Origin of the sequence: Mycobacterium kyorinense, assembly GCF_001672775.1 — a bacterium.
Classification (GTDB): domain Bacteria; phylum Actinomycetota; class Actinomycetes; order Mycobacteriales; family Mycobacteriaceae; genus Mycobacterium; species Mycobacterium kyorinense_A.
Window position 1 is genome coordinate 13,939 of record NZ_LZKJ01000120.1, and the last position, 13,809, is coordinate 27,747.

Annotated in this window: 12 protein-coding genes, 4 pseudogenes and 2 riboswitches; of the genes and pseudogenes, 11 read left to right on the forward strand and 5 right to left on the reverse strand. The window is 65.6% G+C overall.

The genetic code is table 11. The features are described from left to right. Positions 1-83: 83 nt before the first annotated feature. Entirely contained in the window at positions 84-2,447 is a 2,364-nt protein-coding gene (locus A5707_RS13275; protein WP_065014931.1) for a lysylphosphatidylglycerol synthase transmembrane domain-containing protein, read from the reverse strand. A 77-nt stretch (positions 2,448-2,524) separates the two neighbouring features. Here A5707_RS13275 and A5707_RS13280 point away from each other — a divergent pair, with 77 nt between their 5' ends. The 9 genes and pseudogenes from A5707_RS13280 to A5707_RS13320 all read left to right on the forward strand — a co-directional run bounded on the left by A5707_RS13280 (position 2,525) and on the right by A5707_RS13320 (position 9,379). Then, positions 2,525-2,770: a ribbon-helix-helix domain-containing protein gene (locus A5707_RS13280; protein WP_156657890.1), complete on the forward strand. Its 246-nt coding sequence runs from the start codon at positions 2,525-2,527 to the stop codon at positions 2,768-2,770. Then, complete coding sequence (locus A5707_RS13285; RefSeq protein ID WP_065014933.1) at positions 2,757-3,065, forward strand: type II toxin-antitoxin system PemK/MazF family toxin; 309 nt, start codon at positions 2,757-2,759, stop codon at positions 3,063-3,065. The genes A5707_RS13280 and A5707_RS13285 overlap by 14 nt, the downstream gene beginning before the upstream one ends. 40 nt (positions 3,066-3,105) lie before the next feature. After that, positions 3,106-5,385 (forward strand): annotated as a pseudogene (locus A5707_RS13290) (GH92 family glycosyl hydrolase); the annotation flags it as partial. A gap of 46 nt (positions 5,386-5,431) precedes the next feature. Then, positions 5,432-6,304 carry a DMT family transporter gene (locus tag A5707_RS13295; RefSeq protein ID WP_065014935.1) on the forward strand — a complete coding sequence of 291 codons (873 nt, stop codon included), beginning with the start codon at positions 5,432-5,434 and terminating at the stop codon, positions 6,302-6,304. A gap of 172 nt (positions 6,305-6,476) precedes the next feature. After that, positions 6,477-7,274, forward strand: a complete 798-nt coding sequence (locus tag A5707_RS13300; protein ID WP_065014936.1) for a hypothetical protein — start codon at positions 6,477-6,479, stop codon at positions 7,272-7,274. Positions 7,275-7,342: 68 nt separating this feature from the next. Then, a riboswitch (SAM riboswitch) is annotated at positions 7,343-7,454 on the forward strand. Between the two features lie 126 nt (positions 7,455-7,580). Further along, positions 7,581-8,030, forward strand: coding sequence for a hypothetical protein (locus A5707_RS13305; RefSeq protein ID WP_065014937.1), 450 nt, complete (start codon positions 7,581-7,583; stop codon positions 8,028-8,030). A 113-nt stretch (positions 8,031-8,143) separates the two neighbouring features. After that, positions 8,144-8,554: a hypothetical protein gene (locus tag A5707_RS13310; protein WP_065014938.1), complete on the forward strand. Its 411-nt coding sequence runs from the start codon at positions 8,144-8,146 to the stop codon at positions 8,552-8,554. 70 nt (positions 8,555-8,624) lie between these two features. Beyond that, positions 8,625-9,008 (forward strand): annotated as a pseudogene (locus tag A5707_RS13315) (ADP-ribosylglycohydrolase family protein); the annotation flags it as partial. A 152-nt stretch (positions 9,009-9,160) separates the two neighbouring features. Further along, complete coding sequence (locus A5707_RS13320) at positions 9,161-9,379, forward strand: hypothetical protein (protein ID WP_065014940.1); 219 nt, start codon at positions 9,161-9,163, stop codon at positions 9,377-9,379. Positions 9,380-9,872: 493 nt separating this feature from the next. On the opposite strand, the gene A5707_RS23850 is transcribed toward A5707_RS13320, so the two are convergent. The 4 genes and pseudogenes from A5707_RS23850 to tpx all read right to left on the reverse strand — a co-directional run bounded on the left by A5707_RS23850 (position 9,873) and on the right by tpx (position 11,391). Beyond that, on the reverse strand, positions 9,873-10,013 hold the full coding sequence (locus tag A5707_RS23850) for a hypothetical protein (RefSeq protein ID WP_156657886.1): 141 nt from the start codon (positions 10,011-10,013) through the stop codon (positions 9,873-9,875). A gap of 147 nt (positions 10,014-10,160) precedes the next feature. Beyond that, positions 10,161-10,534, reverse strand: a pseudogene (locus A5707_RS13330) (type II toxin-antitoxin system VapC family toxin). 17 nt (positions 10,535-10,551) lie between these two features. Beyond that, positions 10,552-10,806 (reverse strand): annotated as a pseudogene (locus A5707_RS13335) (type II toxin-antitoxin system Phd/YefM family antitoxin). An 81-nt stretch (positions 10,807-10,887) separates the two neighbouring features. Continuing rightward, the gene (gene tpx, locus A5707_RS13340) at positions 10,888-11,391 is read right to left on the reverse strand and encodes a thiol peroxidase (RefSeq protein ID WP_065014943.1); all 504 of its coding nucleotides are present in this window, start codon (positions 11,389-11,391) and stop codon (positions 10,888-10,890) included. Between the two features lie 178 nt (positions 11,392-11,569). Then, positions 11,570-11,682: riboswitch (SAM riboswitch) on the forward strand. A 33-nt stretch (positions 11,683-11,715) separates the two neighbouring features. Between tpx and A5707_RS13345 the strand changes: the two genes are divergently transcribed. Both A5707_RS13345 and A5707_RS13350 read left to right on the forward strand, forming a co-directional pair. Continuing rightward, positions 11,716-12,303 carry a hypothetical protein gene (locus A5707_RS13345; RefSeq protein ID WP_156657888.1) on the forward strand — a complete coding sequence of 196 codons (588 nt, stop codon included), beginning with the start codon at positions 11,716-11,718 and terminating at the stop codon, positions 12,301-12,303. A 110-nt stretch (positions 12,304-12,413) separates the two neighbouring features. Next, positions 12,414-13,421 carry a metallophosphoesterase gene (locus A5707_RS13350; RefSeq protein ID WP_065014945.1) on the forward strand — a complete coding sequence of 336 codons (1,008 nt, stop codon included), beginning with the start codon at positions 12,414-12,416 and terminating at the stop codon, positions 13,419-13,421. Positions 13,422-13,809 lie beyond the last annotated feature (388 nt).

Below are 13,809 nucleotides of genomic sequence, written 5' to 3' on the forward strand. Positions count from 1 at the left end.
GGTGGTAATGGTCGAGACAGTGCGAGCGCACCTTGGCTCGCGGTCGACCCGGTTTACGTGTCCTCTGGCGGGATGGCAGGCTCTTAGATCATCTCGTTGCGGGTGAGCCAGCGCATCACCGGCCAGCCGACGAATACCGGTAGCCAGCAGGTCAATACGCGATACAGCAGCACCGACGGCACGCCGACCGCGGCAGGTACACCGAACGCAGCCAGTCCACCGATCAACGCTGCTTCGACGGCGCCAACGCCGCCGGGCGTGGGCGCGGCCGAGGCCAGGGTGCCGCCGACCATCGTCACCACCGTGACCGTGACGAACGTCGCGCTCCCACCGAAGGCCTCGACGCTGGCCCACAGCGCCAGTGCCGCACCCAAAGTTGTTCCCGCAGCGCCCAATACGATCAGCGCCAGTCGCTTCGGCTCGCGGGAAAGCTCGACGAGGTCGCTGGTCACTTCGGCCAGCCGCGGCCGCAGATCCGTGGCCAGCCAGCGTCGCAACCTGGGCACGAACAGGAATGCGCCGACCGCGCCCAGCGCCACGCCCGCGATCAGGTACAGCACAGTGGTTCCCGGCACGAAGTGGGACAGGTCGGTCGAGGCGCCCGCCGCGGTGCTGAACAGGATCAGCAACGCGACGTGGACGATCACCTGCACCGACTGCTGCAGCGCCACCGCCGCGGTAGCGCGCAGCGTGGTCAGCCCGCCCTTCTGCAGAAACCGGGTGCTCAGCGCCAGCCCACCGACACCGGCCGGCGTGGTGGTGGCCGCAAACGTGTTGGCCACCTGCATGATCGACAAATTCTTGAAGCTCACCAACCCGTCCGCGCAGGCCCACAACGCGGCTGCCGCACCGACATACGTCAACGCCGACACCGCCAGCCCCAGCAGTGCCCACCACCAGTTCGCCCGGCCCAGTTCGGAAAAGAACGTCGGCACCGTGCTGATGAACGGGTAGGCCACATAGACCAGCGCACCCAGCAGCACCAGTTGGATGAGCTGGCTGCGGGTGAACCGGGTAATGGTCTCGGCCTGGATCTGATCGGCACCGGTTTGGCGCATCACTTCCGCGCGGGCCTCGGCGATGACGGCGCCCGCGTCGGTCACCGCATCTCGAATACGCGCGGGCACAGCGGCTTTGGTGAGACGGCGCGACGCACTAAGCACGGTGTCCTTGCCGAACACCTCGATGGCGGCACCCACCGCCGACTGCGCGTCGTAGAGCGCCGCGGTGGTCACCAATAGTTGGGCGATGTCGGATTGCAATTGGACGTCGGTGGCGCCGTATTCGGCGTGGCGGTACCCGCCGAACAGCACGGCGCCCTCGTCGACCGTGATCTCACTGCCACGCAAATCGCCGTGTGCGATCTGGTGATCGTGCAGGCTGCGCAGCGCGGTCCACACTCGCGCAACCGGAGCCGTCGTGCACTCGTCGATCGAAACGCCACGAGCGGGCTTGTGCGCGTACAACGTCCAGCCGCGGTCGAGTGCCCCGACGGCAATCGTCGACGTGTTGGCAAGCCCCACATCGCCGATGGCTATCGACATCAGCGCGCGATGCTCGACGGCACGCTGCAGGGAGGCATGCAGGGGCGCGGTCTCGCTGCGGCGCAGCCGGAACTTGCGCCAAAGTTGGCGCAGCGCACCGCCGCTGCGTTGATGTGGGCCATAGAGCTCGATCACCGCCGGATGCTCGGCAGCCGCGGAAAGGATTAGCGGCCCGCGCCCGGCCGGCTGCAGCACGGTGAGCCCGGACACCCAGAACCCGCGGCCGGCCAGCGCGCGCACCGCGCCGTCGAGCGGCACCTCGAGCGCCGGCGTTCCCGAGACCAGGACCACCAGCGCGCCGACCCACCAGCCCACCGCCAGGCCCAGCAACGAGCGGGCCGGCACGATGGCGCTGACCACCAGATGGATCGGCACGAACGCCAGCAGCAGCGCCCACCACCAGCGTCGCCAGCGGGCGGGCAGCCAGGGACCGGACACGGTGAGCATGGCGGCGAGCATCGCGATCCAGCGCGGGTCGTCGAGGAACTGCGACAGCACGGTGGAAAGCCGGTCGGACAGGTCGAAGTGCCAGCGGGGTGCGGCGATGCCTTTGCTGTTGATCGACAGCGGCAGGATGGCCAGCACCCCGGCGGCCGCGTACGCGCCGAGCAGCGTCCACTGCCGGGCGACGATCAGCCCGATCAGGATCATGAACGGCAACGCCAGGATCGCGATGCCGTAAGCCAGGTACACCAGATTGGACTGGGTGGGGGAGAGCAACCCGATGATCTGCGAGACCGATTTCTCCAGGGTCATCCACTGCCGGCGGGTGATCAAGGAGCTGGCGATCACGACCGCGAGGAACAGCCCCGCCAGCACCAGTCGCAGGATGTCGTTGGTGCGACGGGTCAGCGGTTGCAGCAAGCTGCCGGACACGGTGATGTCGCGCCCGTCGACTCGCATAGGCCCATGGTCCTATGGTTCGGCGCCGCGGCTGGAGGCGGCTCGCGTGTCATACAGATTATGATTGTCGTATGACGATGATCAGCTTTCGTGTCGACGACGCGGACGCGGCTGAAATCGACCAGTGGGCTCGGCGGCTGCAGATGGATCGATCTGAGCTTGTTCGCGATGCGCTGCGACGCCACTTGGCTCAGCTCGCGGCTGACCAGGACGTGGCCGGGTACGCCGAACAGCCCGTGACGGACGAGGAGCAGGCACTCGCCGAGATCGCCGACTGGGGCCCCGCGGAAGACTGGGCTGACTGGGCCGATGCAGCGCGGTGAGCTGTGGTTCGCTGCCACCCCTGGTGGTGACCGGCCGGTACTCGTCCTGACCCGGGATCCGGTCGCGGACCGGATCGGTGCGGTCGTGGTCGCTGCGCTGACCCGGACCCGCCGGGGACTGGTGTCGGAGCTGGAACTGACCGCGGCCCAGGACAACGTGCCCAGCGATTGCGTCGTCAACTTCGACAACATTCATACGTTGCCGCGGGCGGCGTTCCGCCGCAAAATCACCCGATTGTCGTCGGCACGCCTTCACCAAATGTGCCGGACACTGCGGGCCAGCACCGGATGTTGAAACGCCCACGCGAAGTCGCTGTTTGCAGTAAGAGACTGCTATGCGGTCCGGACTGGCACTCGTCGCTGTGGTCGCGGCAACCGGCCTGACGCTGACGCCCGTCGCACACCCCGAAGAGGCCGGCTTCGTCGCGAACCCGGTGACCTACGTCGACACGCTGATCGGCACCGGGACCGGCGGCGAGATGGTCGGGGAGATCAACAACTTCCCTGGCGCGTCGGTGCCGTTCGGGATGGTGCAGTACTCGCCGGACACCACCCGCACCTACGCCGGCTATAACCACGCCAACGAGCGCGCCACCGGATTCAGCATGACGCACGCCTCGGTGGGCTGCGCGGCGTTCGGCGACATCCCGATGCTGCCGACCACCACCCCGATCGGCGCGCAACCGTGGCACGCGTGGGAGCGGATCGCCCATGACAACACCGAAGTGGGCGTGCCCGGCTACTACACCGTGCGCTTCCCCGACACCGGGGTGATCGCCGAACTCACCGCCACCACTCGCACCGGGGTCGGCCGGTTCCGCTATCCCGACGACGGCCGGCCCGCCCTGTTCCAGGTGCGCGCGGGCGGATCGATCGCGGGCGACTCTGCGGCCAGCATCGCGATCGGCGAGGACAACACCACGATCACCGGATCGGCGACCACCGGGGGATTCTGCGGCAAGAACAACACCTACACGGTGTACTTCGCGATGACGTTCAGTCGGCCGTTCACCGGCTACGGCACGTGGGGCGGCGGCGCGATGTATGCCGGTGGCCGCCAGGCAGATTCGCGTGACGCCGGAGGATACGTGGAGTTCCCGGCCGGCTCGGTGCTCGAGGTTCGCACGGCGCTGTCCTACGTCAGCGTCGAGGGCGCGCAAGCGAACCTCGCCGCCGAGGGCACGGCGAGCTTCGACGACGTGCGCGCGGCAGCCGTGGCCGACTGGAACACGGTGCTGTCGCGCATCGCGGTGGCGGGCGGCAGCGACGCCGACATCAAGACTTTCTACACCGCGCTGTATCGATCGTTCTTGCACCCCAACACGTTCAACGATGCCGACGGCCGCTACATCGGATTCGACGGCACCATCCACACCGCGGCCGCGGGCCACACGCAGTACGCCAACTTCTCCGACTGGGACACCTACCGCTGCCTGGCGGCGTTGCAGGCGCTGCTGTTCCCGGAGCGGGCCAGCGACATGGCGCAGTCGCTGGTGAACGACGCCGAGCAGAGCGGGTCGTTGCCGCGGTGGGCGCTGGCGAATGCGGCGACGGGTGAGATGAGCGGCGACAATGTGGTGCCGCTGATCGTGAGCCTGTACACGTTCGGCGCCAAGAACTTTGACATCCATAGCGCGTTGCGCTACATGGTGAAGGGGGCGACGCAGGGCGGCGTCGGGCTGGGCGACTATGTGGAGCGGCCGGGAATCGCCAGCTATCTGCAGCACGGCTATGCGCCGCAGACCGCCGAGTTCGACTACAAGGCCGCGTCGATCACGCTGGAGTGGTCGATCGACGACTTCACTATCGCCCGATTCGCCGACGCGCTCGGCGACACCGCGACCGCCGCCGAATTCGGCAGTCGGGCGCAGTATTGGCACAACCTGTTCAATCCGGCTACCGGGTACATCTCGCCCCGCAGCGACGACGGCGCCTTCCCCGACGGCCCCGGCTTCGTCGAACCTGGCCCCGACGAGTTCGGGCAGCCCGGGTTCGACGAGGGCAACGCCGAGCAATATCTGTGGCTGGTGCCGCAGAACGTCGGCGGCCTGGTGACCGCGCTCGGCGGCCGCCAGGCGGTGGCCGACCGGCTGGACCGCTTCACGACCGAGCTCAATGTCGGCACCAACAAGCCGTATCTGTGGATCGGCAACGAACCCGACTTCGGAGTGCCGTGGCTCTACAACTACCTCGGTCAACCGTGGAAGACCCAACATACTGTCGACCGGGTGCGTCGCGAACTGTTCGGCCCCACGCCCGACGGTGAGCCGGGCAACGACGACCTGGGCGCGGAGTCCAGCTGGTATGTGTGGGCCGCGCTCGGCCTGTATCCGGCCACGCCGGGAACGCCGATCCTGACCGTGAACACGCCGTTGTTCGACCGTGCCGAGATCGCGCTGCCCGCAGGGCAATTCATTCGCATCTCGGCGCCGGGCGCGTCGAACGGCGTGACGTACATCAACGGCCTGACCGTCGACGGTCAGCCCACCGATCAGACGTATCTGCCGGAGTCGATCATCCACACCGGCGCCGACGTCGCGTTCTCGCTCTCGGCGGTCCCCAATTCGGTGTGGGGGACTGCTGAGGCGTCGGCGCCGCCCTCGTTCGGTGAGGGCGGATAACGAGCATGACGGTGGGTTCGCGGGGCCGTATCGTCAGCATGTGCTGACCGGGTTACTGCTCGCGCTCTGCTGCTCCGTGTGCTACGGCACGGCGACGGTGTTGCAGGCCATGGCGACGCGTTCGGTGGAAGCCGGCAGCGGCTCGGGCGTCGACGCGGTGTTGTTGTTGCGCGCCGTCCGGCAGTGGCGCTATCTCGCCGGCTTCGGCCTTGACGGCCTCGGCTTTCTGTTCCAGGTCGTGGCGCTGCGCTTGGTGCCGATCTACGTCGTCGCCGCGGCGATAGCCGCCTCGCTGGCGGTCACCGCCATCGTGGCCGCGTGGCTGCTGTCGGCGCGGCTGTCCTCCGTCGAGTGGACTGCCGTGGCCGTGGTCTGTGCGGGCCTGGCGATGCTGGGGCTCGCTGCCGGACCGGAGGGTTCTTCGCACGGCCCCGCCGGACTCGCCTGGGGCCTGCTGGGTGTGGTCGCCGCGGTATTCGTCGCCGGCGTCGCGGGAGGCCGATTGAGCGACCGCCCCCGCGCACTGATCCTGGGGTTGGGCTCCGGGACCGGTTTCGGTGTCGTCGAGGTCGGCGTGCGCCTGGTCGATCCGATCGATCCGACCGCAGCCACGTTTTACACCAACCCGGCCCTGTACGCGGTGCTCGCCGGCGGGGTCGCAGGGTTTCTGTTGCTGACGTCGGCGCTGAACCGCGGATCGGTGACGACGGCGGTCGCGGGAATGGTCGTGGGAGAAACGATCGGGCCGGCGCTCATCGGAGTGGTATGGCTCGGTGACCGGACTCGGGGCGGCCTCGGCTGGATGGTTTTCGTCGGGTTCGCCATCGCTGTCGCCGGAACACTGGTGCTGGCCCGATTCGGCGAAGCGCCTGAAGCTGGACCGACAGAGAACCTGCCGGCGCAGCCTGCGTGAAATATCGGCGCCGGCGGAGCGGTCATCGCGGTGCCGGCGGGCTGAGCGGCCGGACTTGTCGGTGGGCCGCGCTACCTTGAGGTCGGCTTCATGAGACGCCGTCGCCAAGGGATCGGCACGGCCGCCGGTAAGGGCGTCTCGCGGGGGAGGCATTGGGCATCAGGAGGTATCTATGGCGCATTTTCCGGACCACTCAGCGGCGGGATCTCGGGTGGTTTTGCTCGGCGACCACGACACGGTGCAGCACCGTGACGAGTTGACTGCGTTTGCGGCGCAGCAGAACTGCGTGATCGCCGACGCTTTCGGGTTCGCGGAGGGTGCGGCAACGTCGACCGAGGACCTGACCGAGGTCGAGGCGGTGGTGTCGGCGCTGGGTTGCGCGATCGCGGGCCGGATGGATGTCTGGGTGCCCTTCCTCTGTCCAGATCTGGGGCGTGAGCAGCATTGGCGACGGTTGGGTCTGGTGCTGCAGCGGCACGGCCTCAACCTTCGCTTTGGTCGGCAACTGGGGTCGTTTCCGACCACCGGCGGGTACAGCGAGATCGACTTCGCGCTGCGACGCGAGGTCCAGGTGGTCGACGAGCTCGACCATGCGGCGCTGGCGGCGGTGGGGGCCGAAAGCCTCGGGCGGGAAATCGAACTGGCGCTGGTCGCCGCGGGCGCCTCGGCGCCGGTGACGACGACAGCTCGACGAGCTCGGTCGGGTGCCGGCACCGAGGCGAGTTCGGACACCGAAACGGCTTGGACGCCAACTCTTCCGGCGCCGACAACGCCGTGGTCGCAACGCCAGCCGATGCTCAAGCGCTATGTCCGTTGGCTGGTGCACGGCTGCGGTGTCACGCAGGCGGCGACGGCGCGGGTACTGAACTCGACGGGCCAGCGGACTCCGAAAGGTCGCCTGTGGCAGCCAGGGACGGTGTCGGCGCTGCTCAACGGGCGATATGACCACGGGGCTAAGGCCTGCCGGTAATCGAGACCATGCCGCGGCGAGCGCGAACTCGAGCCTGCTTGTCGGTGCGGTGCGCTAAACTGAATGTGCTTCATGAGTTGCCGTCGTCAAGCTCCGACTGGGCGGCACGCCAACCCCACGCTCGTGGGTGGCTCGGATGACGAAGCGGCCGACACCCACCGGTGCCGGCAAGAGCGCCTCCATTCGGAGGCTCGACGCGATGGAGTCGTCATGTCGAGATATGTGTGGGAACTTCCAGGCCCCGATAGTCAGTGCGATTCGCATGGACCTGGTCATCAGATCCATCATGTCCAGTTCAACCAATCCATGCGCGAGCCGTCGGAGGTCATCCCGGTCACCGCGGTGGTCGGCGACGACGGACTAGTGCACATCGAGGGCGATGGTCTGTCCCTGGTGCGATGGAATCACCGGCCAGATCTGTTGCGCTCCGCCTTGGAGCGCTTCGATGGTATGGCAGTCTGGAAGCCAAGCTGGCACATCCTCGCTGTTCCCACCGACGCCTTCATGGGCGGTCCGCGCACCGTATTCAGTTTGGCAGTCCCCGATGAACGGCAAGACTGCCACGTTATCCGTCGAGCAGACTCCGATGGCCCGCCTCCGCCTGCGGACACTCCGGCCGGGCAACGGTACATGCAGAAGATCTGGGCCGAACAAGAGGCCAGAAACGCCGAGCTGAGAAGTCGTGACTACAGCCATATCCCGCCGCTTCGAGTGGCTGACCGGTACGCAGCGGGGCGAACACGGCGACGTCAGTGAAAGCTGCTGATTCGCGAAGTGCGGAGCGGCACCGGCGCGATGAGCCTTCAGTCGGCCGTGACCGTGCGGTCGTGGCTTCGGATCAAGGTCCTTGAACAGAAAGGGAGGTCGCAATGTTCAGGTTGGTTGAATCATCGAACCCAGACGATGTCACGAAGTGGAACGTACGTGCGCACTACACCCAGCGGCTGGTGTTGACGGCTGCGGTGTGCCGTGAACTCGGATCAGCGACTCGCGCCGATGTTTTGGGTGCTCGCGCCCGAGAGGCACTCGGTCTGCTGTCCTGGTGGATGCGAACTGTCTACGACCTGCCAGAAGGCAGGGATGTCCGATACAGCCACGCGCTCGATCATCCGCGCCTGGCGGAATACGCCAGCGACCTCAAGCACGAACTCGAGATGGGGACGAGGGTGTGCGAAGCGCTGTTCATGGCGTACACCGCCGATAAAGACTGGGAACTTGACAGTGACATCGAGCGGATCCGCGAGGAGCTCAACGCATATCGTGCGGAGTTCGCCCAATAGGACCGACGTGGAGGCGGTCGCGTGTCGGTGCCTTGCTCTAGTCTCTACTGCCCATCGAGAGGAGACCACTATGGATTTGACTGCTATACAGCGTGATCGGGCCTGCGGCACTCTGCTCGGAACTGCCGCGGGCGATGCCCTGGGCGCCGGCTACGAATTCGACGGGCCGCGCGGGCCCGAGGAGTCGGTCGCGATGATTGCTGGTGGCCTGGGTCCGTTCAAGCCGGGCGAGTGGACCGGCGACACGTCGATGGCGATCGCGATCGCCGAAGTGGCCGCCACCGGAGCTGATCTTCGTGACGAGGCGGCGCTGGATTACATCGTCGAGCGCTGGTGCGGCTGGGCTAAAGACATTGGCGTGCAGACCAGCTCGGTGCTCAGCGCTGCAAAACAGCGGGGAATCTCCGCGCAAGCCGCCCGTGAGGATGCGGCTACGCTGCATGCACGCACCGGCCTTATCCCCCGCCCGAGTTCGTCACCTGGCGGCCCCCTACGCCTTCCCGTTTCTCTGCAACAAGAGCTGAGAGGATCTCACAGATGACGACAAGTCGATCATCGCACGAGTGGCGCGACTCCTGGCGCGAGCTAAGGCCACACTTGAGCTGGATGCAGCGCAATACGCGCAAGATTATTGCCGCCGAGAGTCCCGATCAGATCGAGGCGTTCATCAGCGAACACAGGTGCTGTCACAGCTTCACCGACGAGGAGCTTCAGGGCCTACGCGACGGCTCTATTCGGGAAGCCGTCAAGGAATGGCGGGAAACCACCATCAAGATGTCCAAAGAACGACGGCAAAGGGAAAGGTTGGCCCGCTCCAGGGTTTAGCCGATCAGCGCCAGGCACACACCGCCAACTATCGGCAGGTGTCGATGCCGATCAGCGTGCTCAAAAACTACTACGCCTCCGACGACGCCGATTTCGAGGACGACGACGGCTCGCCGCACAACTATGTGTCCTGACGAAATCCTTACCGCCGCCCAGCAATACGGGGCCATCTCCCCGTTTGTGGCATCCCACCCCGAGTGGAGCCGCGCGCAAGCCGACGACGGCAGCGTGCGCTAGGAGCCACCCGAAAGGCGATGTGGTCGACGAGCCCGCCGAGGGCCCGTACCGGCTGTGGGGTCCGACGGTGACGGCACACGACCCGGGCACTCACCGCTAGCCAAAATTCACCAACCGCTCGCCGACCCCACTAGCACTTCGACTCTATCGGCTACGTCCTGGGCGATCGCAGCAAATGGCGCCGCCAATGGCGGTGGGGCAACACCGCGACTTTCGACCCGTGGCCTGAACACATCCCCGCCGACGAGGGCTACTACTACCACGCCACCAGCGACTGGAACGCCGCCGACATCGCCGACGCGGGCCACCTCGACGTCCACGACCCGGGGTATGGCACCGACCAAGACGCCCGGCCCGACGGGCCTGCGAACGGCAGGCCGCCTTCGTAGGTAGTCATCGCGTTGCTCGGCTGCCCAGGTGTCGATGCGGAGGGCCATACCGGCTCGTCGATACGTTTGTCACAGATCAATGATGCAATGGTGCACCGACAAGCCTCGCCGACCGCGAATTGCAGCCGCAACGAGTTGCAAGTCGACCTGTTGAATCAAGGTGTGATGACGTCGATGTCGGACATGGCAGAGTAGTCGTTGTCCTGAGTCACGATCGAAATATTATGCGCCACAGCGGTTGCCGCAATCCAACTGTCGTTGATAGGCACTCGTCGATTGGCTGCGCGAAGCTTCGACACCAGTAATGCCCACGCTTCCGATACGGTTTCGTCAATGTTGAGTGGTTCGAATCGTTGGGCAAGCTGATAAGTGAAAAGCCGGCGTGCGGCGGCTTCCGGGCCGGAGGCTTGCAGGACGCCGTGCCGCAGCTCACCGAGCGTGATCACCGAGACGCCCCATTCGTAATCGGCGAACCGGCCGGCGTCAATGCGCGCAGCCTCTAACCGATGAAGACGGATGTGTCGGCCAGCGCCCGTTGTGTACTTACTACGGCATATCGTCGGTGGTCTGGGTCAGCGTTTGCGCAGGTCTTCACGAAGTTCGGTGGCCATCGGGACCAAGACGCACCAGTTCGCCGATCACGTCGGCAGCCAGCAGCCACTGGCGGCGCCGCGCGACCGGACCAATGCGTGCCACCGGACGATTGTCCTCGAGCACCTCGATCTCCTCACCCGCCGCAACGCGCCGCAACACCTCCGCGGTGTGGTTCTGAAGGTCGCGCGCAGAAATCGTGGCAGCCATGCCAACGAGTGTAGAAACGCTGCGGACAGCGTCTGGGGACTACGGCGTAGCGGCCGGCCCAGCTGAAGTAGTCAGCCGGCGTTACGCCGAGGAGCTCACTGCGGACAGTGCCGCGTCGTAGTTGGGCTCCTGGGCAATCTCGGGGACTAGTTCCGAGTACGCGACCTTGCCGTCGGTGCCGATCACGACAACGGCGCGGGCCAGCAGGCCGGCCATCGGGCCGTCGGTCAGGGTGACGCCGTAGTCCTCGCCGAAGCTGTCGCGGAACGCCGATGCTGATTGGACGTTCTCGATGCCCTCGGCACCGCAGAACCGCGCCTGCGCAAACGGCAGGTCATTGGAGACGCACAGCACCGAGGCGCCGCTGCCGGCGGCGCGCTCGTTGAAGGTCCGCACGCTTGTCGCGCAGACCGGGGTGTCGATGGACGGAAAGATGTTGAGCAGCAGGGGCTTATCACGGAACTGGTCGCTGCTGACCGGGCCGAGGTCGGTGCCGGTCAAGGTGAAGCCGGGGGCGGGGGAGCCGACGGCTGGGAGTTCGCCGACCGTGTTGATCGCATTTCCACGCAGAGTTATCTGTGCCATGGACACAGTCTGCCAAGCGCCGAGCGCCAGCGTCGAGCGGGGTGGCATCGGACCATTCGAACGCGTCATCCTTGCCCTGACCACTATTCGGGTGGCCACAGTCGTGCTGCGCAGGTGAAATCTAGCGTCGCAGACCGAATTCGCCCCGCCTGACGGCTCGCGCGCTAAGATGAATGTGCTTCACGAGTTACCGTCGCCAAGCTCCGACTGGGCGGTACGCCAACCCCACGCTCGTGGGTGGCTCGGATGACGAAGCGGCCAGCACCAACCGGTGCTTGGCAAGAGCGCCTCTCGTAGCAGGGGCCCGATTTGGGAGTAACTGCAATGTCTCAAAACCGTCCCTGCGGCTCGTTCGGGCCAGGGCACCTGGTGCATTTGATCCAGGGAAAGAAAGCGCACGAGCCGGGCCAGCCGATCATCACGGTGAAAGTCGTTGCCGTTTATGACGACGGCCGCCTTGACATCGAAGGCGACGACCTGCATCTCACACTGTGGCATCATGACGCTGATCGTCTACGCTCGACGCTGCGAATCGGCGGGCAAGCAGAATGGAAGCCGAAGTTCCATGTGCTGGACGTGGCGTCGGTCGGTCCGCTCAACCTTGCCTCGCTGGACAGGGTGGAGCCGTGTGTTCCGCGGATTCACCGACGACCGACCGAGACCACCAGGCAATTCATCGAGCGCGCGATGCGCGAGAACTACGGCTACACGATTCCGCACCGCTGGTTGGCCGACCTGGATGCGATACCGGGCGGGGACACCGGAGAACCGCAGTCCGGGTACTCGGTTGGGACCAACAACCCGACCCCTCAAGAGAGGGCGCCGCTACGCAAAATCGCCGAGGAGTTCGGGCACGGGCCCACCGCCACGGCTGACGACAAGCACGATCGCCAAGAGCGACAACCGGATTGACGAAGCCAGCGCCAACTGCGCATATCTGTGAAGTCGGACGCTTGTCGGTGTCTAGTGAAATGATTTCACGTGGCTCGATGACTGGTCGACACGAGACGAGGGGGCAGGCGGTGTTCGATTCCACGCCGGAGGGTTATGACGTCATCGGCGACGTCCACGGATGCGCCATCCAGCTCGAAGCGTTACTCGTCGAACTCGGCTACAAACCAGCCGGCGTGACCGGGGAATACCGACACCCTCGTCGCCAAGCCATCTTTGTGGGTGACCTCATCGACCGAGGAGACGAACAGCTGCGCGTGCTGCAGCTCGTCAAACGCATGGTTGATGCGGGGAGTGCCCGAATTGTCATGGGCAACCATGAATTCAACGCTATTGCCTACCACACAGAGTGGCCGCATGGCAGCGGAAAGTTCCTCCGTGCGCATGATGACCCGGAGAGCCGGCGGTCGGAGAAGAACACCAAGCAGCACCAGGCTTTTCTCGATCAATTCCGCGGCGGTGATCGGCGTAGCTACCTCGAGTGGTTTAAAACGATGCCGCTGTGGCTGGATCTCGGCGGTCTGCGCGTCGTGCACGCATGTTGGCATGACGACTCAATTGGGCTCGTAGAGCAGCGATGCGGTTCAAATGTGCCATTCACTGAGACCGAACACCTCGTGTCGGCCAGCACCCCGGAAGATCCGCTGTACCGTGCGGTCGAGACGCTGCTCAAGGGGCCGGAAATCAGTCTGGTCAACCACGGCCAGCCCAAGTATTACGACAAGGATGGCTTCATACGCGGTAACGCGCGAGTGCGGTGGTGGAACAGCACTGCCCGCACGCTTCGCGACATCGCTGAAATGGAAGGAAGATTCACCACCGTCTCCGGCGGTCCTTACCCTCAATTGCCGGAAGCGGAACTGGGCGACGGTGACCACTCCTACGTCTACACCGGACAAGTACCTGTCGTTTATGGCCACTATTGGCGGCAAGGCTCTCCGAAGCACCGCCACGACTGGACGGATTACACCGCCTGCGTGGACTTCAGCGCCGTCAAGGGTGGATCGCTGACCGCCTACCGGTGGTCTGGCGAAAAGCAGATCCGCCCCGACCGTTACGTGCAGCGAGGCGGCCAATGATCCCGACGGGACAGGTATACGACGATTTCGAGCGGACTTCCTTTGCACGGCTTGCCGCGCTGGTGCAGAAGGACCTTCCACGGCGGCATCACCTGAAGACCGCGACGCACTTAGTGGTCCGGACGGTAATGGTGTTGTGCGACCCATTGAGCTCGGGGGGCGGTGCGGATGATCTGCGCGGGGCTACGCAAATGCAGCTTTCGCTGCCGACGACTCTGCGGCAACGTCTCGATGCGCTGCGGTTCACAAGCGCGCTAGGCCGAGCTCATCAACTATGCGCCAAGGGCTTTTGACCTCAACCGCGGTGGAGGCGTTGCCGCCGCCGAACCACCAGAGGCATTTGTCGAAAGCACGAAGCGGCGAACGCGGCTCCAGCGAGCCCACCCAT